The following is a 19,756-nucleotide window of genomic DNA, read 5'->3' on the forward strand; positions in this document are numbered from 1 at the left end:
TTTCCTGAGACTGTCAACAATTAGACGGGTTTAAATCCGGCGATATGATACGTCGCCTGTCAGCGCAAACACTATAGCGATTGGCTGATTTTACTCTGACGGGAACAAAAAGAAGCCGCCCTCAGGCGGCTGCTTTAATCATTAAGACTGCTTGGACATGGCAGCAACTTCTGCTGCGAAGTCAGTCTCAACTTTCTCGATACCTTCGCCCACTTCGAAGCGGATGAAGTTCGTTACATCAGCGCCCTGCTCTTTCAGCAGCTGGCCAACGGTTTTGCTCGGATCCATAACGAAAGGCTGACCAGTCAAAGAAACTTCGCCGGTGAATTTCTTCATGCGGCCTTCAACCATTTTCTCAGCGATTTCTTTCGGTTTGCCAGACTGCATGGCGATGTCCAACTGAACCTGGTACTCTTTTTCTACCACTTCAGCAGACACGTCTTCCGGTTTAACGAATTCTGGTTTGCTTGCAGCGATGTGCATCGCCAGCTGTTTAACCAGCTCTTCGTCTGCGCCTTTAGCCGCAACCAGAACACCGATACGCGCACCGTGCAGGTAAGAACCCAGCACTTCGCCTTCCAGAGAAGCAACACGACGGATGTTGATGTTCTCACCGATTTTAGCAACCAGCGCTACACGTTCTTCTTCGAACTGTGCTTTCAGAACTTCAACGTCAGTGATTTTGCCTGCAACCGCTGCGTCCAGAACTTTGTTAGCAAATGCCTGGAAACCACCGTCTTTCGCAACGAAGTCAGTCTGGCAGTTAACTTCCAGAATGATACCGTAGGTGCCGTCGATCTTGGTGATGATCACGCCGTCAGCAGCAACGTTGCCTGCTTTTTTCGCGGCTTTGATAGCACCAGATTTACGCATGTTTTCGATTGCCAGCTCGATGTCGCCGTGAGCTTCAGTCAGTGCTTTTTTGCAATCCATCATGCCTGCGCCAGTACGTTCACGCAGCTCTTTTACCAGGGATGCGGTAATTTCAGCCATTCTTTAATCCTCGGGAGAATTTGACCTGCCCGGCTCGCAGAACCGCACAGATATGAAAGTAAAAAAGGGGCCTGAGACAGGCCCCCTAACCAAACTTGTAACTACCTGGTTAATAAGGGCTCTTAAAGAGCAAGCCTTATTATTCAGCTTCTACGAAGCTTTCTTCCGCCTGAGCAGCCAGATCCTGAGAACGGCCTTCACGGACGGTCGCAGCAACAGCATTCAGGTACAGGCTAACAGCACGGATTGCGTCGTCGTTACCCGGGATAACGAAGTCAACACCGTCCGGATCGGAGTTGGTATCAACGATAGCAAATACCGGGATACCCAGGTTGTTTGCTTCTTTGATCGCGATGTGCTCGTGGTCAGCGTCGATAACAAACAGTGCGTCCGGCAGGCCGCCCATGTCTTTGATACCGCCCAGGCTGTTTTCCAGCTTGTCCAGCTCACGAGTGCGCATCAGCGCTTCTTTCTTGGTCAGCTTGTCGAAAGTACCGTCCTGAGACTGAGTTTCCAGGTCTTTCAGACGTTTGATGGACTGACGAACGGTTTTCCAGTTAGTCAGCATGCCGCCCAACCAACGATGGTTCACGAAGAACTGGTCGCAGTTGTTTGCAGCTTCTTTCACCGCTTCGCTTGCCGCGCGCTTAGTACCAACGAAAAGGATTTTGCCTTTACGAGAAGCGATCTTGTTCAGTTCAGCCAGAGCTTCGTTGAACATCGGTACAGTTTTCTCAAGGTTGATGATGTGAACTTTGTTACGCGCACCGAAGATGAACGGCTTCATTTTCGGGTTCCAGTAACGGGTCTGGTGACCGAAGTGAACACCAGCCTTGAGCATGTCGCGCATGGAAACAGTAGCCATGTTTAAAACCTCTATATAAAAGTTGGGGTTATGCCTCCACGTATCCCATATTACCGACCCCGAAGGGCACCCCGGAATATGTGCCGATACGTGTGTGTTATTACACAAAGTGAGATTTGGTCGCCTCAGTTCCGAAGAGGAACGGAAGTCCGGCGCGCTTTATACCATAAACAGGCGTCAGACTCCAATAATTGTTGGCGCTACGCGCGGCGCTGAACGATGAATTTCCTGTTACAGCGAAGCATCTCAGTACACGTGCGGTGCGAAAGACGAAGTTCAGAATGATTCTCAATTTGGCACAGTACTCGTCAGACTGTTACCATTGACAGCACTTAGACTAGTATTGTCGAAAAATTCGACGCTGATGGACAGAATTCATGGCTATCTCAATAAAGACTCCAGAAGAAATTGAAAAAATGCGCATTGCCGGCCGCCTCGCCGCCGAAGTGCTGGAAATGATCGAACCTTACATTAAGCCCGGCATCAGCACTGGCGAGCTGGATCGTATCTGTAATGATTATATCGTTAACGAGCAGCATGCCATCTCCGCCTGCCTTGGCTATCACGGTTTCCCGAAATCCGTTTGCATCTCTATTAATGAAGTGGTCTGCCACGGTATTCCGGACGACGAAAAACTGCTGAAAGATGGTGATATCGTCAACATCGACGTGACAGTAATTAAAGATGAGTACCATGGCGACACGTCGAAAATGTTTATCGTCGGTAAACCCACCATTCTGGGCGAGCGTCTATGTCGTATCACCCAGGAGAGCCTCTATCTGGCGCTGAAAATGGTGAAACCGGGTATTCGTCTGCGCACCCTCGGCGCGGCAATTCAGAAGTTCGTGGAAGCAGAAGGCTTCTCTGTGGTACGTGAATATTGTGGCCACGGTATTGGTCGCGTTTTCCATGAAGAGCCGCAGGTGCTGCACTACGATGCGGACGACGGCGGCGTAGTGCTGCAAAAAGGGATGACCTTTACCATCGAGCCAATGGTAAATGCGGGTGATTACCGTATCCGCACCATGAAAGACGGTTGGACGGTGAAAACCAAAGACCGCAGCCTCTCGGCGCAGTATGAGCATACAATTGTGGTTACCGACACAGGGTGCGAGATTCTGACCCTGCGCAAAGATGACACTATCGACGCAGTGTTAACCGCCGCGTAAGAGTATTTAACGGTCCGCGCTGCGGGCCGTTGTTTTCTCCCCTCAGCCCCGCTTCGCGTCATATATATAAACGACTTTTCATTTCTCGTTATCTCTTCTAATTTGTCGCATATGTCTTCGCATCCCGAACGCTGTCTGCTTCGGTTATGTCGCGTCCTGCCTTCAACTTATGGGTGGCCTGTTAATGAGCAATACATTTTCTGAACAATTCATCAGTACGGTGAAACCCACCCTTCCGGGTCAACCGGACTATCCGGGAAACTGGTCGCAGGACGAACTGAATTGCGCCACCATCAAGGCGCATATCGATACTTTTCAGCAATGGCTGGGGCATGTTTTTGACGCCGGTCTTTCTGCCGAACAACTGATAGAAGCGCGCACGGAGTTTATCGATCAACTTCTGCAACGCCTGTGGCTGGAGTATGGTTTTGGCGACATCAGCGATACCGCGCTGGTGGCCGTGGGGGGCTACGGCCGCGGCGAGTTGCACCCGCTGTCGGATATCGATCTTCTCATTTTGAGCCGCACGAAATTGCCGGACGAACAGGCGCAGAAAATCGGCGAACTGCTCACGCTCTTATGGGACGTTAAACTGGAAGTCGGCCACAGCGTACGTACGCTAAGCGAGTGTCTACAGGAAGGACTTTCCGATTTAACGGTCGCCACTAACCTGATTGAATCACGCTTGTTAATTGGCGATGTCGCTCTGTTTCTTGAACTGCAAAAGCATATTTTCAGTGAAGATTTCTGGCCATCAGAAAAATTCTTCCCGGCCAAAGTGGCGGAACAAAATGAGCGTCACCAGCGTTATCATGGCACCAGTTACAATCTGGAGCCTGATATCAAAAGCAGCCCTGGCGGCCTGCGCGATATCCACACCCTGCAATGGGTCGCACGTCGCCACTTTGGCGCAACCTCACTGGATGAAATGGTGGGGTTTGGCTTTTTAACCGAAGCCGAACGCAACGAGCTAAATGAGTGTTTGCACCTGCTCTGGCGTATCCGCTTCGCCCTGCACCTTGAACTCAACCGCTATGACAACCGTCTGCTGTTTGACCGCCAGCTCAGCGTCGCCCAACGCCTGAATTACGTCGGTGAGGGGAACCAACCGGTCGAACATATGATGAAGGATTTCTTTCGCGTCACTCGTCGCGTAACCGAACTGAATCATATGCTGTTGCAGCTGTTCGATGAGGCCATTCTGGCGCTCACCGCCGACGAAAAGCCGCGACCGATTGATGACGAATTTCAGCTTCGCGGCACGCTGATTGACCTGCGCGATGATAATCTGTTTATCCGCGAGCCGCAGGCTATCTTGCGTATGTTCTATATGATGGTGCGTAACAGCAGTATCACCGGTATCTATTCCACCACCTTGCGACATCTGCGCCATGCGAGACGCCACCTGATACAGCCGCTGTGCTATATCCCCGAAGCACGGTCAATTTTTCTCAGCATGCTCCGCCATCCCGGCGCCGTGAAGCGCGGCCTGCTGCCGATGCACCGCCATAGCGTTTTGTGGGCCTACATGCCGCAGTGGTCGCACATTGTCGGGCAGATGCAATTCGACCTGTTCCATGCCTATACCGTCGACGAACACACCATCCGGGTGATGCTGAAACTGGAAAGTTTCGCAGATGAAGAGACACGTCAGCGCCATCCGCTTTGCGTAGAATTGTGGCCTCGTCTGACGCATCCCGAACTTATCCTGATCGCTGCACTGTTCCACGATATCGCCAAAGGTCGCGGAGGCGACCACTCGGTACTCGGCGCGCAGGATGTGCTGAAATTTGCCGAATTACACGGTCTTAACTCCCGGGAGACGCAATTGGTTGCCTGGCTGGTACGCCATCACTTGCTGATGTCCGTCACCGCCCAGCGGCGCGATATCCAGGACCCGGAGGTTATCAAACAGTTCGCCGAAGAAGTGCAGACAGAAAACCGTCTGCGTTTCCTGGTGTGCCTGACCGTGGCAGATATTTGCGCCACCAATGAAACCTTGTGGAATAGCTGGAAGCAGAGCCTGCTGCGTGAACTCTATTTCGCCACAGAAAAACAGCTGCGCCGGGGCATGCAAAACACGCCTGATATGCGCGAACGCGTGCGCCACCATCAGCTTCAGGCGCTGGCGCTACTGCGTATGGACAATATAGATGAAGAGCAACTGCACCAGATTTGGGGACGTTGTCGCGCGAACTACTTCGTCCGCCACAGTCCAAACCAGCTTGCCTGGCACGCGCGGCATCTGTTGCAACATGATCTGAGTAAGCCGTTGATCCTGCTCAGCCCGCAGGCCACGCGCGGCGGTACCGAGATTTTTATCTGGAGCCCGGACAGGCCTTATTTGTTTGCCGCCGTCTGCGCCGAACTGGACCGGCGTAACCTGAGCGTACACGACGCACAGATTTTCACGACCCGTGATGGCATGGCGATGGATACGTTTATCGTGCTGGAGCCAGACGGTAGCCCACTGTCGCCGGATCGTCATGACGCAATCGGCTTTGGCCTGGAACAGGCGATTACACAGCACAGCTGGCAGGCACCTCAGCCTCGTCGCCAACCGGCTAAGTTGCGCCATTTTACCGTCGATACAGAAGTGAATTTTCTGCCGACGCATACCGACCGAAAAAGTTTCCTGGAGCTTATCGCGCTGGACCAACCTGGGTTGCTGGCCCGCGTGGGCAAGGTGTTTGCCGACCTTGGCATTTCTCTCCATGGAGCGAGAATTACGACAATTGGTGAGCGAGTAGAAGATTTATTTATAATCGCGACTGCCGACCGGCGTGGCCTTAATGATGAGCTGCAAAAGGAGGTACAACAACGGTTGACAGAGGCCCTCAATCCAAACGATAAAGGGTGACGTGTTTTTTTATATGGAAAGAGTTTAACAATGCAGCAGTTACAGAACGTTATTGAAGCCGCTTTCGAGCGTCGCGCAGAGATTACCCCGGCAAACGCAGATACCGTTACCCGTGAAGCGGTTAACCAGGTTATTGCCCTGTTAGATTCCGGCGCGCTGCGCGTCGCAGAGAAAATTGATGGTCAGTGGGTCACTCACCAGTGGCTGAAGAAAGCCGTGCTGCTCTCTTTCCGCATTAACGATAATAAGGTTATCGAAGGTGCGGAAAGCCGCTACTTCGATAAGGTACCGATGAAATTCGCCGATTACGACGAAGCGCGTTTCCAGAAAGAAGGCTTCCGCGTCGTGCCGCCTGCGGCAGTGCGTCAGGGTGCATTCATCGCCCGTAACACCGTACTGATGCCGTCTTATGTGAATATCGGCGCTTACGTTGATGAAGGCACCATGGTCGATACATGGGCGACGGTCGGTTCATGTGCGCAGATCGGTAAAAACGTTCACCTGTCTGGCGGCGTCGGAATTGGTGGTGTTCTGGAGCCATTACAGGCCAATCCGACCATTATTGAAGATAATTGCTTTATCGGCGCACGTTCCGAGGTTGTGGAAGGTGTTATTGTTGAAGAAGGTTCTGTGATCTCTATGGGCGTGTACATTGGACAAAGTACGCGTATTTATGACCGCGAAACGGGCGAAGTTCACTATGGCCGCGTACCAGCGGGCTCCGTTGTCGTTTCAGGCAACCTGCCGTCTAAAGACGGTAAATACAGCCTGTATTGCGCTGTCATCGTGAAAAAAGTCGATGCCAAAACGCGTGGTAAAGTCGGTATCAACGAACTGCTGCGCACCATCGACTAAGTCGTACCCTCTCCCAATTCGGGAGAGGGTGACATATCCCGCCTTTTTTGCATTTCCAGGTGGCGAAAATAGATTTTTTCGTTAATTATTCATAGGTTATGTTGAGCTTAAGGGTACCGCTATGTACGATAATCTGAAAAGTTTAGGCATCACCAATCCTGATGAAATTGATCGCTATAGCCTCCGTCAGGAAGCAAACAACGACATTCTGAAAATCTATTTCCACAAGGATAAAGGCGAGTTTTTTGCTAAGAGCGTTAAGTTTAAATACCCTCGTCAGCGCAAAACAGTCGTCGCGGATGGCATCGGTCAGGGCTACAAAGAGGTGCAGGAGATCAGTCCAAACCTGCGCTACGTGATCGACGAGTTGGATCAAATCTGTCAGCGTGACCGTACGGATGTCGATCTGAAACGTAAGATCCTGGATGATCTCCGCCATCTGGAAAGCGTTGTCGCGAACAAGATCAGCGAAATTGAGTCCGATCTGGAAAAGCTGACGCGCAATAAATAATGATGATGGGTGCAGTCTGATGCCCTCACCCCGCCCTCTCCCACGGGAGAGGGAGAAAACCTCAAAAACGGCAGCCCAACGGTTGCCGTTTTGTTTTTTACCTAGCGCTGTTCGTCCAGTTGTAGCGCCACATAAAGCAGCAGCCTGTCGTCAAAATTTCCCAAATCCAGCCCGGTGAGTTCAGAAATACGATTCAGCCGATATTCCAGCGTATTGCGATGAATAAACAACGCTTTTGACGTCGCCAACGGCTGAACATTGTGGCGGAACCATGCGGAAAGCGTACGCCGCAACAGGCCGTTATTATCCATCGCTTTAAGGCGCTGCAGCGGGCGGGAAAGTTCATTTGCCTGCCAGCCACCGCGTAAACTGTCGAGCAGGACCGGTAGCATCAAATCCTGGTAGAAATAGCTACGGCTTTCAGGCATGCGCTGTTTGCCCACCATCATAGTGGTGCGTGCAGTACGGTATGAGCGGGCGATACTGCCCGGCCCGGTAAAGTAGTTACCCAGCGCAACGCGAAAACGCAACTGGCCGTTTTCTTTCATGCGCTGAATCAACTGTTCAACGCGCTTACGGTGATCTTCCGCATCCCAGCGGCCAAACTGGTTCAGCGCTGGTTTGAGTACCACCATTTCGGTTAACGAGACAATCGCAATAAGGTTGTTGCGCTCAGGTGTGGTCAGGGCATTTTGCAGTTGCTGGAGCTCGGCCATGGCGCTGTCCACGCCCAATTGCCCGCTATCGACTTCCACCACGGCAACCACACGCGGCTGATTTAAATCGATCCCCAAACGCTGCGCCCATTCGGTGAGTGCTGGCGTATGCTCTTCTGCCTGAATCAGGTTCATTACCAGCTCTTCACGCAGACGACTATCCTGGGCCAGCAGGTGCATCAGGCGAGATTGTTCAAGCATCATTTCGGCAGTCATGCATACCAGCTCGCCGTATTTGCGCAACGACTCTGGTTCCCCAGTCAGGCCAATAACGCCGACGATTTCACCCTCCAGACGCAACGGCAAATTGATGCCCTGACGGACCCCATGCAGGTGACGAGCCACCGCATCATCGATATCCACCACGCGCCCTTGCGCCAGTACGAGCAATGCACCTTCGTGCAATTCCCCAACTCGCTCGCGATCGCCGCTACCAATAATGCGGCCACGAGCATCCATTACGTTAATGTTTGTATCGATAATGCGCATAGTGCGCGCCACGATATCCTGCGCCATTTTAGTATCAAGATGCCAGCCAGCCATGTAACCCTCCCGTGAGCAGAGCACAAGCATAAGGGAGAAAATTACGGTGTGCATTGTGCAAAAGCACAAAGCAGGCGGCGGAAGTATGGAGTTGTGGAAGGCCTCACAAAATCTGAGGAGAGCACCCTCTTCCTCCGGATGGAAGAAGAGGGTTTATGCGGATTACTGCATCAGCAGATAGATTGAAGTATCACCACGCTGAATATTCAAAGCCAGAACCGAAGGCTTGCTGTCGATGATTTTGCGCAACTCGCCAAGGTTTTTCACCGGCTGCTGGTTAGCACCGACGATGATATCGCCTTTCTTGAGGCCAATGCGCGCAGCAGGCGTGTTAGGTTTCACCGTAGTAACAACCACACCTTCCTCTTTGCCATTGTTACTCATCTCTGCGCCTTCGATACCACTGAAGATATTCCCGGAATCAACCTGATTCTGGCTGCTCTGCTGCAGTTCGAGGCTCACGCTCACCGGTTTACCATCGCGCACCAGACCCAGCTCTACCTTACTGCCGATAGGCATAGAACCCACTTCCGCACGCAGCGCGGCGAAGCTGCTGATCGGTTTGCCATTCAGTGAAGTAATCACATCACCGGCTTTCACACCAGCTTTCGCAGCGGCAGAGTTCGGCATAACCTGGCTGACAAAGGCACCGCGTTGGGCGTCCACTTTCATCGCTTTCGCCAGCTCAGAGTTCAGTTCAGTACCCATAATGCCCAGTTCGCCGCGACGTACCTGACCATACTGCACCATCTGCGCCGTCAGGTTTTTCACCATATTGCTTGGGATCGCAAAGCCGATACCGATGTTGCCGCCATCCGGAGCAAGGATTGCGGTATTGATACCAATCAGTTCACCATTCAGGTTAACCAGCGCACCGCCGGAGTTCCCCCGGTTGATCGCCGCATCGGTCTGGATAAAGTTTTCGTAGTTTTCCGCATTCAGGCCGCTACGCCCCAGCGCAGAGACGATGCCCGAAGTCACGGTTTCCCCCAGGCCAAACGGGTTACCGATGGCAACGGTATAATCCCCAACGCGCAGCGCGTCAGAGTCGGCAATTTTAATCGCCGTCAGGTTTTTCGGATCCTGAATTTGCACCAGCGCGATATCAGAACGCGGGTCTTTACCAACGATTTTGGCATCGAATTTACGACCATCGCTCAACTGAACTTTGATGGAGGTTGCATTATCTACCACGTGGTTGTTTGTCACCACATAGCCTTTAGCCGCATCAATGATGACACCCGAGCCCAGTGCCATAAATTTCTGCTGCTGAGCGCCATCATTTCCCGGGCCACCTTGTCCACCCGGCGCACCGCCGCCCTGACAGAAAGGCGAGCCCTGGAAGGGAGAACCATCCTGGCAGAACGGGGAATTATCACCGAAGAACTGCTGGAAGTTACGCGGCATACGCGGCGTGTTGACCGTCGTGCTGCCTTCTACGTTAATGCTTACAACGGATGGCATGACCTGCTCAAGCATAGGCGCCAGGCTTGGCATCTGCTGCGAAGTCGATACCGATGACGCGGTTTCAGCAGCCATCACGGAAACAGGGGACAGCGCCAGGCCTAAAGCCAACGCCAGTGCACTCATTGCTAATGTCGTTTTTTTCATGTCTCTCAATCTCTTTACTGGTAACGCAAACGGCTGTGTATGTATCACTCAGAGTCGCTTTATAGCGTGAAGTTCCGGGATTAAGTTTTTGGAAAAAGTAAAAATTTATTGTCCGTCTTTACAATTCCCAACCGATTATTCGACAGCCATCAAGCGACGGTATTCATCCCATGCATATAAATCCGTCATTCCGCTGATATAGTCCTGGATGAGGCGACAGCGATGGTAATATTCCATTATCGCGAAGTCGGACTCTTCCTGGGATAATTTGCTCACGGCTTCAACGTAAGCCAGCCGATGACGCGTTGATAACTTCTGGAACAAGCGTGATTCAATAGGGAAGCGTCGCACGCGATCTTTTTCCACCAGCTCTGAGAAATCCGCCAGCGATAATTGCAGCAGTGGACGATAAATCTCCAGCAGCCCACTGATCACGCGGTATCCTTGTAACTCCAGTTGTTCAACATCGGGATGGCTGAACACCTCTTTAATGGCGACATTTTTATAAAGTTCAAGGAGCTGACTATAATCACTGTCATCCTCCAGCAGTGCGTGATTGAATTCCCCGCTGAATATTTGCGGTAAGTTTTCAATAAATCGCTGCGCGGCATACGGTACAAGTTTATTTAATGTATTTACACGTAAGTACATAAAGAACTGATCTTCGGCGCTGCGGCTTAATGAATTTGCCCGGGATTTCTCCCAGGCGTTTTCCACTACCTGAGAGAATAATGAACCTTTACTGTGTTCACCCCAGGCGTCATAGAGATGCTGATAGAGTTGCTCTGCGGTAAAAATGCGCTTTTCCACCGCATCTTCAAGGTCAGCAACACAATAAGAAATATCGTCTGCAGCTTCCATTATCCACGTCAGCGGGAAACGACTGTAAGTATCAAGATCAAGTTCTTTACGCAGCCGTGCAACATACGCCTCTTCGGAAAAATAAAAACCCGGCTTTTTCATTAAATAGCTGTGGGAGGGTGGCGGCGGACCGTTCCACCAGGCAGGACGGGTATATTTCAAAATGCACCCCACCTGCGCCCAGGTCAGATTCATGCGCATCAGGGTGTGAACCAGGCGAATACCCTGCGCATTTCCTTCGAAATGGCTCAGATCCTGGCGCACTTTGCGACGTAGCGCGTTCAGCGTGTCCTCCCCCTCCCGCAGACGCAGTGCCACCACTTCGCAGCGATCGTCCGTCAGCGGCTGGCTGGCCGCATCCTCTGGCGCCAGGCGCTGGCGGAACCAGTCATTGATCGCCGCCTCGCCAAAATGACCAAACGGCGGATTACCGATGTCGTGCATCAGACACGCCATCTCAACAATGCTTTCAAACGGCCCGGTAAGTTCATCCAGGCCATAGGTTTCAAGCAGGCGAAGCTCTTTCAGGCGGCTTAACACTTCTTTGGCGATGTAACGCCCAACCTGCTGTACTTCCAGCGAATGGGTCAATCGCGTGCGTACCGCCGCGTTGCGTTCCAGGGGAAAGACCTGTGTTTTTTGCTGCAGACGACGAATCGCCGCTGAATTGATTATCCGGCCCCGATCGCTTTCAAAAATGCGCAGGATTTCGCGCTCAGTTTTCACGCCTTGCGGCGAGCGGAAGCGACGATGCCAGTTTATTTTTTTGCGAAAATCGATCTCAGCCATTTCCTCTCCTGTCAGCGAGGCGTCACGGATATCATGCAATTGTGTATGCCATGATAGACTATGCCCTGAAAACGTAACCCTGTCTTATCACATTAGCGAGTATCTCCATGAAAATTGGCATTATTGGTGCAATGGAAGAAGAAGTTACGCTGCTGCGTGACAAAATCGAAAATCGTCAGACGCTGACTATTGGCGGCTGTGAAATTTACACCGGTACGCTGAATGGTACAGAAGTCGCCTTGCTGAAATCTGGCATCGGCAAAGTGGCCGCCGCAATGGGCGCAACCCTGCTGCTGGAACGCTGCAAGCCAGATGTGATTATCAATACAGGTTCCGCCGGTGGTCTGGCGTCAACGCTGAAAGTCGGCGATATCGTTGTCTCTGACGAAGCGCGCTATCACGACGCGGACGTCACTGCCTTTGGCTACGAATTCGGCCAGTTACCCGGCTGTCCGGCGGGCTTTAAGGCGGATGAAAAGCTGATTACGGCGGCAGAAAGCTGCATTAAACAGCTCAATCTGAATGCGGTTCGCGGTCTGATCGTCAGCGGCGATGCCTTTATTAACGGCTCCGTAGGTCTGGCCAAAATTCGCCATAACTTCCCGCAGGCGGTAGCCGTCGAAATGGAAGCCACCGCCATCGCGCATGTTTGCCATAACTTTGGCGTGCCGTTTGTGGTGGTACGAGCGATCTCTGACGTAGCCGATCAGCAATCCCACCTGAGCTTTGATGAGTTCCTGGTGGTTGCCGCGAAACAGTCCAGCCTGATGGTTGAGACACTGGTGCAGAACCTGGCTCGTGGCTAAACATCTGTTCAGGGCGCTGGCCGCCCTGCTTATTTTTGCTTCGGCGTGGCTTAGCGCCGCGCCGCGCGTTATCTCCCTTTCTCCTGCGAATACGGAAATGGCCTTTGCCGCTGGCATCACGCCCGTGGGCGTCAGCAGCTATTCCGACTTTCCCCCTGAGGCGAAAAAAATCGAGCAGGTTGCCACCTGGCAAGGGCTGAACATCGAGCGGATTGTGGCGTTAAAACCCGACGTCGTCCTCGCCTGGCGCGGCGGCAATGCGGAACGTCAGGTTGATCAACTGGAACGGCTGGGTATCAAGGTGCTGTGGCTGGATGCTGTGACCATCGAACAGGTCGCGGAATCTCTGGCCGAACTCGCGCAATACAGCCCACACCCCAAACAAGCGCAGCAGGCATCAACTGAGCTGCTTGCCCAGTACCACGCGCTAAAAAAACAGTATGCCGGGCAAAGTAAAAAACCCGTATTTTTGCAGTTTGGCGGGGAACCGCTTTTCACCAGCGGTAAAGGCTCGTTGCAAAATGAAGTGCTGGAACTTTGCGGCGGCGAAAATATCTTTGCCGCCAGCCGGGTTCCCTGGCCCCAGGTGAGCCGTGAGCAAGTGCTGGCGCGCGAACCCCATGCTATCGTGGTAGCAGGAGATGCGAGCGAAATTCCTAAAATCGAACAATTCTGGCGCAAACAGCTCGATATTCCCGTTATTCCGCTAACCAGCGACTGGTTTGAGCGCGCAGGTCCGCGTATTATCCTCGCCGCTCAACAACTCTGCCCTGCCCTGGCGCAGGTGAAATAACCGGGGATTGAACCATGCTCGTCTACTGGCTGGATATTGTCGGTACCGCTGTTTTTGCCATCTCAGGTGTGCTGCTTGCCGGCAAACTCCGGATGGATCCTTTTGGTGTGCTGGTATTAGGCGTGGTGACCGCCGTCGGCGGCGGCACGATCCGCGATATGGCACTGGCCCACGGACCGGTATTCTGGGTGAAAGATCCGACCGATCTGGTCGTCGCCATGGTCACCTGTATGCTGACGATTTTGCTGGTTCGCCAGCCAAGACGCCTGCCGAAGTGGGTGCTGCCAGTGCTGGACGCCGTCGGGCTGGCCGTGTTTGTCGGTATTGGGGTAAACAAAGCATTTATGGCCGGTACCGGGCCGCTGGTCGCAACGGGTATGGGCGTGCTGACCGGGGTTGGCGGCGGGATCATTCGTGATGTGCTGGCACGCGAAGTACCGATGATCCTGCGAACGGAAATCTACGCCACCGCCTGTATCATTGGCGGCATTGTGCATTCAACAGCGGCTTACGTTTTTGATGTACCGCTGGAAAACGCTGCGATGCTTGGGATGGTCGTTACACTGGGCATTCGCCTTGCCGCCATACGCTGGCATCTCAAACTGCCAACATTTGCGCTGGATGAGACTGGCAGATAGCAAAAAGCCGTGTCAGTGACACGGCTTTTTTGTGGCATCCGAACAGGGCTCAGATGCTGAATGAGGATCCGCAACCGCAGGTGCTTGTCGCGTTCGGGTTGGTCACCACGAAGCGGGAACCTTCCAGACCTTCGGTATAATCAACCGAACCACCCACCAGATATTGCAGGCTCATCGGGTCAACAACAAGGCCAACGCCCTGTTTCTCAATGGTCATATCGCCATCGTTGATCTGGTCGTCAAACGTGAAGCCATACTGGAAGCCACTGCAACCGCCGCCGGTAATGTAGACACGCAGTTTCAGGTTCGGATTGTCTTCATCCGCAATCAGGTTTTTAACTTTACTGGCTGCTGCGTCGGTAAACTGCAGCGGCAGCGCTACATCATCACTCATTTTTCGCTCCCATTCATACTGCGATCTGGGCAAATAATAACCCGATCATTTTGGCTATTATCTATTACCCTGGTTATTCGTTCAAGTATTCTCCCCCTGGGGCGGCTATCCTTTCCGTGCGCAATACTTTTATCCTCTTCCAGGAATCCCTTAGAATAAGCGCTATTGCTTTTAACAAACCAGGAACAATTTCATGAGTAAGTCAGAAAACCTCTACAACGCCGCACGCGAACTTATCCCCGGCGGCGTTAACTCGCCGGTACGCGCCTTCACCGGCGTAGGAGGCACGCCGCTGTTTATTGAACGAGCTGACGGCGCTTACCTCTATGACGCCGACGGCAAAGCTTACATTGATTACGTCGGTTCCTGGGGTCCGATGGTACTGGGTCACAACCATCCGGCCATTCGTAATGCGGTGATTGAAGCCGCCCAGCGAGGCCTGAGCTTTGGCGCGCCGACCGAGATGGAAGTGAAAATGGCCGAGCTGGTGACCCAACTGGTACCGACCATGGATATGGTGCGTATGGTGAACTCGGGTACAGAAGCCACCATGAGCGCGATTCGTCTCGCTCGCGGTTTTACCGGCCGCGATAAAATTATCAAATTTGAAGGCTGCTACCACGGTCACGCAGACTGCCTGCTGGTCAAGGCCGGCTCTGGCGCGCTGACGCTGGGCCAGCCAAACTCGCCGGGCGTGCCTGCGGATTTCGCCAGACATACCCTGACCTGCACCTATAACGATCTGTCGAGCGTCCGCGAAGCTTTCGAGCAATATCCGCAGGATATCGCCTGTATCATCGTCGAGCCGGTCGCGGGCAACATGAACTGTATTCCGCCGAAAGATGACTTCCTGCCGGGGCTGCGCGCGCTCTGCGATGAGTTCGGCGCGTTGCTGATTATCGACGAAGTAATGACTGGCTTTCGGGTCGCGCTGGCCGGTGCGCAATCTTACTATGACGTTACGCCGGACCTGACTTGTCTGGGTAAAATTATCGGCGGTGGGATGCCAGTGGGCGCATTTGGCGGCCGTCGCGATATCATGGAAGCCCTGGCGCCGACCGGCCCTGTCTATCAGGCGGGTACGCTTTCCGGTAACCCGATCGCCATGGCTGCGGGTTATGCCTGTCTGACCGAAGTGTCACAGGTGGGGGTACATGAAACGCTCAATGATCTGACGGCCTTGCTGGCAGATGGCCTGATTGATGCGGCGCGCGGCCAGGGTATTCCGTTGGTGGTCAACCACGTAGGCGGGATGTTCGGTCTGTTCTTTACCGATGCGCCGGAAGTCACCTGCTACCAGGATGTGGTGGCCTGCGATGTCGAACGTTTTAAACGCTTCTTCCACCTCATGCTTGAAGAAGGTGTTTATTTTGCGCCGTCAGCCTTCGAAGCAGGTTTTATGTCCGTCGCGCATAGCGAAGAAGATATCCGCAATACGGTTGATGCAGCACGCCGCGTGTTTGCGAAACTGTAATCCCTGACGAAACAGATGTCGCCTTGCGCGGCACCTGTGCGGGCTGATGCCCGCTCCTACGGGAGCGGGTGAAAAATTATCGACTCTGCTTTCTCAAACTCGTAGCCCTGATAAGGCGTTTGCGCCACCATCCGGGACATTCCCCGGTGTCGCTTCGCTAACCGGGGCTACATACAAACCGAACCCGCTCCGGGCTCTTCCGGATTACCGACTCTGCTTTCTCAGCAAATAGATAAAATACGGCGCGCCGATGAAGGTCGACAGTAGCCCTGCCGGAACCTGGTAGGGAAACATCATCATTCGCCCGCACCAGTCGGCAAACACCAGCAGTACCCCACCCGTCAGCGCGGACATAACGATATGCGGCAGGGTACGGCGAAAGCCCATCATACGGGCGATATGCGGTGCCATCAGACCGATAAAACTCAGCGGACCAATAGTCATTGTTGCGGTTGCTGTTAACGCCGCCGCCAGCAGCAATAGCCCTATACGTGATGGGGTTAATGCCATCCCCACCGAACGCGCCGTATCACCGCCCAACGGCAATACCGTCAGCCAGCGACGACATAGGGGCACCAGCGCCAGGAGCACGATCATCATCAGGCCCGTACGTATCACCTGCTCAAAGGTTGCGTGATAGGTCGAGCCGGAAATCCACGTCAGGATTTTCGCCATACGTGGATCGCCGCTTGCCTGCAACATCATCAGCAGCATGGTAAATGCGGTGCTGAGCGCCATCCCGGCCAGCAGCATACGGTGCGGCGAAAAACCGCCGCGCCCGGCGGCGATCAGAATGATCAGCAGGGTAATGGCCGCGCCAAGACTTCCGGCAGGCATCAGCCAGCCAAAGGCATTCCCCGGCACGAAAAACAGCATGACCACGACACCGAAGGCCGCTCCGGAGCTGATACCCAGCACTTCCGGGCTTGCCATCGGGTTACCCGTCAGGCGCTGAATAATACACCCGGCCACCGCCAGCATGATCCCGGCGGTCAGCGCAGCGATAATCCGCGGCATACGCCACTGCATCAGCTCGTCGAGCAGCGTACCGCTAATCCAGCGCCAGCCTTCCGCGTCGCGTCCAAACGAAAGAGCCGCCAGTATGCCCAGCAGCAGCACAGCCAGCCCTGCCAGCGCAAACCACTGCACGTTCTGCCGTTCCGTGGGAACATTGTCCCCAACATCCATCGAGGGCGCGCTCATACTGCGTAAACGTGGCAGCAACCACAGCAGCAACGGTGCGCCAATCAGCGCGGTCATAGACCCTGTTGAGACCTCCATCCATACGCGGGCGAGCCACTGGATGAGCTGGTCAGATAACCAAAGAATCAGGGCGCCAATCAGCGGTGCCAGCATCAGACGCGCCAGCAGTCGCCGCGCACCGAGCATTTTCGCCAGCAGGGGGGCAAACAGCCCAATAAAACCGATAATACCGACCGCATTCACCAGCAATGCGCTAAGCACGATCGCAAGCGTAAGCGCGGCCAGACGAACCAGGGATAACGCGAGGCCAAGGTTACGGGCAACGCCATCATCCAGCCCCATCAGCGTTAACGGGCGCAGCAACAGCAAGGTAAGGACTACGCCGCCGAGCAACTGCGGCCACAGGTGCTGTACGCCGCGCCAGTCAGTCTGAGTAAGTGTACCGGTGCTCCACAGGAACATGCTTTGCAGCGCATCGTGGTGGAAAATCACCAACAGCTGATTCACCGCCCCGCAGTAGAGGCTCACCACCAGCCCCGCCAGAATGAGCGTCACCGGAGAAAGCCGTTTCCCCCAGGCAACGCCGAACACCAGCGCCCCGACCACGCAGGCGCCGGCCAGCGCGGCAAACTGCATCGTCAACGCGCCCGGCAACGCCCATAGCGTAGTAACCGTAATGCCCAGTTGTGCGCCGGTAGAAACGCCGAGCGTTGTGGGCTCTGCCAGCGGGTTACGTAACACCTGCTGGAACAGCACGCCCACCAGCCCCAGCCCCGCCCCGACTAACAGCGAAATCACCAGTCGTGGCAGCAGGCTGTAGTGGAACAGCATCTGTTCAATCACATCAATGTCGGGCGTAAAGAGCGCCTGCCCCCATTGGGCGCGAGGAAGCGCGGCATTGAAATTCAGCCAGCTTAGCCAGGCGCCAGCGATACATAACACCGCCAGTAGCAGACCCGGCAGTAACGCGAACGGTCTTCTCATGCTTTGCCCCCGAGTGCGTTGTCCAGGACGCGCGCAAAGTGCATGGCAGAGAGCGTCGCACCATAGAACCAGACGGCAGGTACGCGCTGGAATCGGCCCGTGCGCACAAATGGCATCGCCTGCCACAACGGGGTCGCCATCAACTTACGCATCTCAGTATCATTACCGTGGTCAAAACAGAGAACGTCGACGTCTTTATACATCGCCAGGCGATCAATCCCCACGGCGGTGCTTCCCCAAAATGTGGTTTCCCCCTGCCAGGCATTTTGAATACCAAATTCGTCCAGAACCTCCTGGAACAGACAGTTGCGGGTAAAGACCAGCATGTGGCGTGCATCAAGCAACGTCATCATCAACAACGGGCGTTCGCCGCGCTGTCTGAAATGCGGTTTTTTGTCGGCAATAAAGCTATCAAACGTATCCAGATGCGCTTTCGCCGCCGCTTCCATCTGGAACAGACGCGCCATCTCATTAAGAGATTTTCTTGCCGTTGCCAGCGGTTTCTTACCGTCGCTAAAACTGAACCCCTGCCCCGGCGCGATTCTCGCCAGTACATCGGCAGAGGGGCCATAGCCGGCAGACCAGACGAGGAAAGAAGGTTTCATCTGCGTAAGCAGTTCCAGATTGGGCTCCGTGCGCAGCCCAACGTCAATAACTCCGGGGGGGAGCGCAGGTTCATTCACCCACAGGTTGTAGTTGGGAATATCGGCAATGCCGTAAGGTTTAATCCCCAGCGCCAGCAGCAGTTCGACCGGCAGCCACTCCAGACCGACAATCCGCTGTGTGTCGATTTCCGCGGCCTGCGCGCTGCGCATCTGCCACAGCAAGGGAGAGAGCGCCATCATCGTCAACAGACGGCGACGGCTAATCAGGTTCAGGCCATCCATTAATAGACAAAGCTCACCGGGGCAGCACCTGACGGGTGAGGAAGAATCCCCATCGGGATACCGTAAATTTGTTCGAGAGTCTCCGCACGCATGAGTGTATCCGGGGTCCCCTGGGCAATCATTTCACCACCGCGTAATGCGACAAGGTAATCGCAATAGCGCGCCGCCATATTGATATCGTGCAACACGGCAATTACCGTCAGCCCGCGCTGCTGGCTTAAACGGTGCACCAGCGCCAGCACGTCCACCTGATGAGCGATATCCAGTGCCGAGGTCGGTTCATCCAGCAGCAGACAACGGCTATCCTGCGCGACCAGCATGGCAATCCATGCACGCTGACGTTCGCCGCCGGACAGGCTATCAACCAGGCGGTGTGCCAGCGGTTTGAGTCCAACCAGCGTTATTGCCTCGTCCACTTTCTCTTTGTCAGCCACACCAAAACGGCCCAATGCGCCATGCCACGGATACCGGCCAATCGCCACCAGTTCACGTACCGTCATCCCTTCTGCCTGCGGCAACTGCTGTGGCAAATAGGCCACCTTGCGGGCAAAAGACTTACTGCTCCAGCTTGCCAGCGGCTGTCCGTCGAGCAGAACATCACCCTGCGAAGGCGGCTGATGACGCCCCAGCATTTTCAGCAATGTGGATTTCCCTGAACCGTTATGCCCGATAAGGCCAGTGACTTTGCCAACCGGAAAGGTCAGAGAAAGAGGATGCAGCAGCGTGCGGCCAGGCACACTGAATGTGACGTCGGTGAGTTGAAACGTGGTATCGGGAAGCGCGTTGTTTTCCTGCATGAGTGCC

General features: G+C 54.1%; 17 protein-coding genes. 8 read left to right on the forward strand and 9 right to left on the reverse strand.

Translation table 11 applies throughout. The features are described from left to right. Positions 1-141: 141 nt before the first annotated feature. Both tsf and rpsB read right to left on the reverse strand, forming a co-directional pair. Positions 142-993, reverse strand: a complete 852-nt coding sequence (gene tsf, locus AB182_RS20900; protein ID WP_047371769.1) for a translation elongation factor Ts — start codon at positions 991-993, stop codon at positions 142-144. 139 nt (positions 994-1,132) lie between these two features. After that, positions 1,133-1,858, reverse strand: a complete 726-nt coding sequence (gene rpsB / locus AB182_RS20905) for a 30S ribosomal protein S2 (RefSeq protein ID WP_047371770.1) — start codon at positions 1,856-1,858, stop codon at positions 1,133-1,135. 377 nt (positions 1,859-2,235) lie between these two features. On the opposite strand from rpsB, the gene map reads away from it, so the two are divergent. From map to AB182_RS20925, 4 genes are all read left to right on the forward strand, one after another. Further along, positions 2,236-3,027, forward strand: coding sequence for a type I methionyl aminopeptidase (gene map / locus AB182_RS20910; protein ID WP_047371771.1), 792 nt, complete (start codon positions 2,236-2,238; stop codon positions 3,025-3,027). Positions 3,028-3,211: 184 nt separating this feature from the next. Continuing rightward, the gene (glnD, locus tag AB182_RS20915) at positions 3,212-5,887 is read left to right on the forward strand and encodes a bifunctional uridylyltransferase/uridylyl-removing protein GlnD (RefSeq protein WP_047371772.1); all 2,676 of its coding nucleotides are present in this window, start codon (positions 3,212-3,214) and stop codon (positions 5,885-5,887) included. A gap of 30 nt (positions 5,888-5,917) precedes the next feature. Further along, a complete protein-coding gene (gene dapD, locus AB182_RS20920; RefSeq protein WP_039078429.1) occupies positions 5,918-6,742 on the forward strand; it encodes a 2,3,4,5-tetrahydropyridine-2,6-dicarboxylate N-succinyltransferase in 825 nt (274 codons plus the stop codon). A gap of 121 nt (positions 6,743-6,863) precedes the next feature. Then, positions 6,864-7,253, forward strand: a complete 390-nt coding sequence (locus AB182_RS20925; RefSeq protein WP_039078428.1) for a DUF3461 family protein — start codon at positions 6,864-6,866, stop codon at positions 7,251-7,253. A gap of 101 nt (positions 7,254-7,354) precedes the next feature. On the opposite strand, the gene cdaR is transcribed toward AB182_RS20925, so the two are convergent. The 3 genes from cdaR to dgt form a co-directional block, all read right to left on the reverse strand. Then, positions 7,355-8,512, reverse strand: coding sequence for a DNA-binding transcriptional regulator CdaR (gene cdaR, locus AB182_RS20930; RefSeq protein ID WP_047371773.1), 1,158 nt, complete (start codon positions 8,510-8,512; stop codon positions 7,355-7,357). 162 nt (positions 8,513-8,674) lie between these two features. Further along, positions 8,675-10,123 carry a serine endoprotease DegP gene (degP, locus tag AB182_RS20935; protein ID WP_047371774.1) on the reverse strand — a complete coding sequence of 483 codons (1,449 nt, stop codon included), beginning with the start codon at positions 10,121-10,123 and terminating at the stop codon, positions 8,675-8,677. A 135-nt stretch (positions 10,124-10,258) separates the two neighbouring features. Then, positions 10,259-11,773, reverse strand: a complete 1,515-nt coding sequence (gene dgt / locus AB182_RS20940) for a dGTPase (protein ID WP_047371775.1) — start codon at positions 11,771-11,773, stop codon at positions 10,259-10,261. A 107-nt stretch (positions 11,774-11,880) separates the two neighbouring features. Here dgt and mtnN point away from each other — a divergent pair, with 107 nt between their 5' ends. From mtnN to AB182_RS20955, 3 genes are read left to right on the forward strand one after another with little or no spacing between them, the layout of a single operon-like run. Next, positions 11,881-12,579 carry a 5'-methylthioadenosine/S-adenosylhomocysteine nucleosidase gene (mtnN, locus tag AB182_RS20945; RefSeq protein WP_047371776.1) on the forward strand — a complete coding sequence of 233 codons (699 nt, stop codon included), beginning with the start codon at positions 11,881-11,883 and terminating at the stop codon, positions 12,577-12,579. Next, on the forward strand, positions 12,572-13,372 hold the full coding sequence (gene btuF, locus AB182_RS20950; protein ID WP_047371777.1) for a vitamin B12 ABC transporter substrate-binding protein BtuF: 801 nt from the start codon (positions 12,572-12,574) through the stop codon (positions 13,370-13,372). Before mtnN ends, btuF begins: the two co-directional genes overlap by 8 nt. A 14-nt stretch (positions 13,373-13,386) precedes the next feature. Continuing rightward, positions 13,387-14,010, forward strand: a complete 624-nt coding sequence (locus AB182_RS20955) for a TRIC cation channel family protein (RefSeq protein WP_047371778.1) — start codon at positions 13,387-13,389, stop codon at positions 14,008-14,010. A 49-nt stretch (positions 14,011-14,059) separates the two neighbouring features. On the opposite strand, the gene erpA is transcribed toward AB182_RS20955, so the two are convergent. Further along, a complete protein-coding gene (gene erpA, locus AB182_RS20960) occupies positions 14,060-14,404 on the reverse strand; it encodes an iron-sulfur cluster insertion protein ErpA (RefSeq protein WP_039078421.1) in 345 nt (114 codons plus the stop codon). A 193-nt stretch (positions 14,405-14,597) separates the two neighbouring features. Between erpA and hemL the strand changes: the two genes are divergently transcribed. Next, complete coding sequence (hemL, locus tag AB182_RS20965) at positions 14,598-15,878, forward strand: glutamate-1-semialdehyde 2,1-aminomutase (RefSeq protein ID WP_047371779.1); 1,281 nt, start codon at positions 14,598-14,600, stop codon at positions 15,876-15,878. Positions 15,879-16,082: 204 nt separating this feature from the next. Here hemL and fhuB read toward each other — a convergent pair whose 3' ends face one another. The 3 genes from fhuB to fhuC are packed head-to-tail and all read right to left on the reverse strand — an operon-like array spanning position 16,083 to position 19,749. Further along, entirely contained in the window at positions 16,083-18,065 is a 1,983-nt protein-coding gene (gene fhuB / locus AB182_RS20970; protein WP_047371780.1) for a Fe(3+)-hydroxamate ABC transporter permease FhuB, read from the reverse strand. After that, on the reverse strand, positions 18,062-18,952 hold the full coding sequence (gene fhuD / locus AB182_RS20975; protein WP_047371781.1) for a Fe(3+)-hydroxamate ABC transporter substrate-binding protein FhuD: 891 nt from the start codon (positions 18,950-18,952) through the stop codon (positions 18,062-18,064). Before fhuD ends, fhuB begins: the two co-directional genes overlap by 4 nt. After that, positions 18,952-19,749, reverse strand: a complete 798-nt coding sequence (gene fhuC / locus AB182_RS20980) for a Fe3+-hydroxamate ABC transporter ATP-binding protein FhuC (protein ID WP_047371782.1) — start codon at positions 19,747-19,749, stop codon at positions 18,952-18,954. Before fhuC ends, fhuD begins: the two co-directional genes overlap by 1 nt. Positions 19,750-19,756 lie beyond the last annotated feature (7 nt).

The organism is Phytobacter ursingii, from assembly GCF_001022135.1.
Lineage (GTDB): Bacteria > Pseudomonadota > Gammaproteobacteria > Enterobacterales > Enterobacteriaceae > Phytobacter > Phytobacter ursingii.

Bases quoted from the DNA above. Each gene is read 5' to 3' on its own strand.
- tsf (WP_047371769.1), bottom strand. From the start codon at position 993: ATGGCTGAAATTACCGCATCCCTGGTAAAAGAGCTGCGTGAACGTACT.
- rpsB (WP_047371770.1), bottom strand. From the start codon at position 1,858: ATGGCTACTGTTTCCATGCGCGACATGCTCAAGGCTGGTGTTCACTTC.
- map (WP_047371771.1), top strand. From the start codon at position 2,236: ATGGCTATCTCAATAAAGACTCCAGAAGAAATTGAAAAAATGCGCATT.
- glnD (WP_047371772.1), top strand. From the start codon at position 3,212: ATGAGCAATACATTTTCTGAACAATTCATCAGTACGGTGAAACCCACC.
- dapD (WP_039078429.1), top strand. From the start codon at position 5,918: ATGCAGCAGTTACAGAACGTTATTGAAGCCGCTTTCGAGCGTCGCGCA.
- AB182_RS20925 (WP_039078428.1), top strand. From the start codon at position 6,864: ATGTACGATAATCTGAAAAGTTTAGGCATCACCAATCCTGATGAAATT.
- cdaR (WP_047371773.1), bottom strand. From the start codon at position 8,512: ATGGCTGGCTGGCATCTTGATACTAAAATGGCGCAGGATATCGTGGCG.
- degP (WP_047371774.1), bottom strand. From the start codon at position 10,123: ATGAAAAAAACGACATTAGCAATGAGTGCACTGGCGTTGGCTTTAGGC.
- dgt (WP_047371775.1), bottom strand. From the start codon at position 11,773: ATGGCTGAGATCGATTTTCGCAAAAAAATAAACTGGCATCGTCGCTTC.
- mtnN (WP_047371776.1), top strand. From the start codon at position 11,881: ATGAAAATTGGCATTATTGGTGCAATGGAAGAAGAAGTTACGCTGCTG.
- AB182_RS20955 (WP_047371778.1), top strand. From the start codon at position 13,387: ATGCTCGTCTACTGGCTGGATATTGTCGGTACCGCTGTTTTTGCCATC.
- erpA (WP_039078421.1), bottom strand. From the start codon at position 14,404: ATGAGTGATGATGTAGCGCTGCCGCTGCAGTTTACCGACGCAGCAGCC.
- hemL (WP_047371779.1), top strand. From the start codon at position 14,598: ATGAGTAAGTCAGAAAACCTCTACAACGCCGCACGCGAACTTATCCCC.
- fhuB (WP_047371780.1), bottom strand. From the start codon at position 18,065: ATGAGAAGACCGTTCGCGTTACTGCCGGGTCTGCTACTGGCGGTGTTA.
- fhuD (WP_047371781.1), bottom strand. From the start codon at position 18,952: ATGGATGGCCTGAACCTGATTAGCCGTCGCCGTCTGTTGACGATGATG.
- fhuC (WP_047371782.1), bottom strand. From the start codon at position 19,749: ATGCAGGAAAACAACGCGCTTCCCGATACCACGTTTCAACTCACCGAC.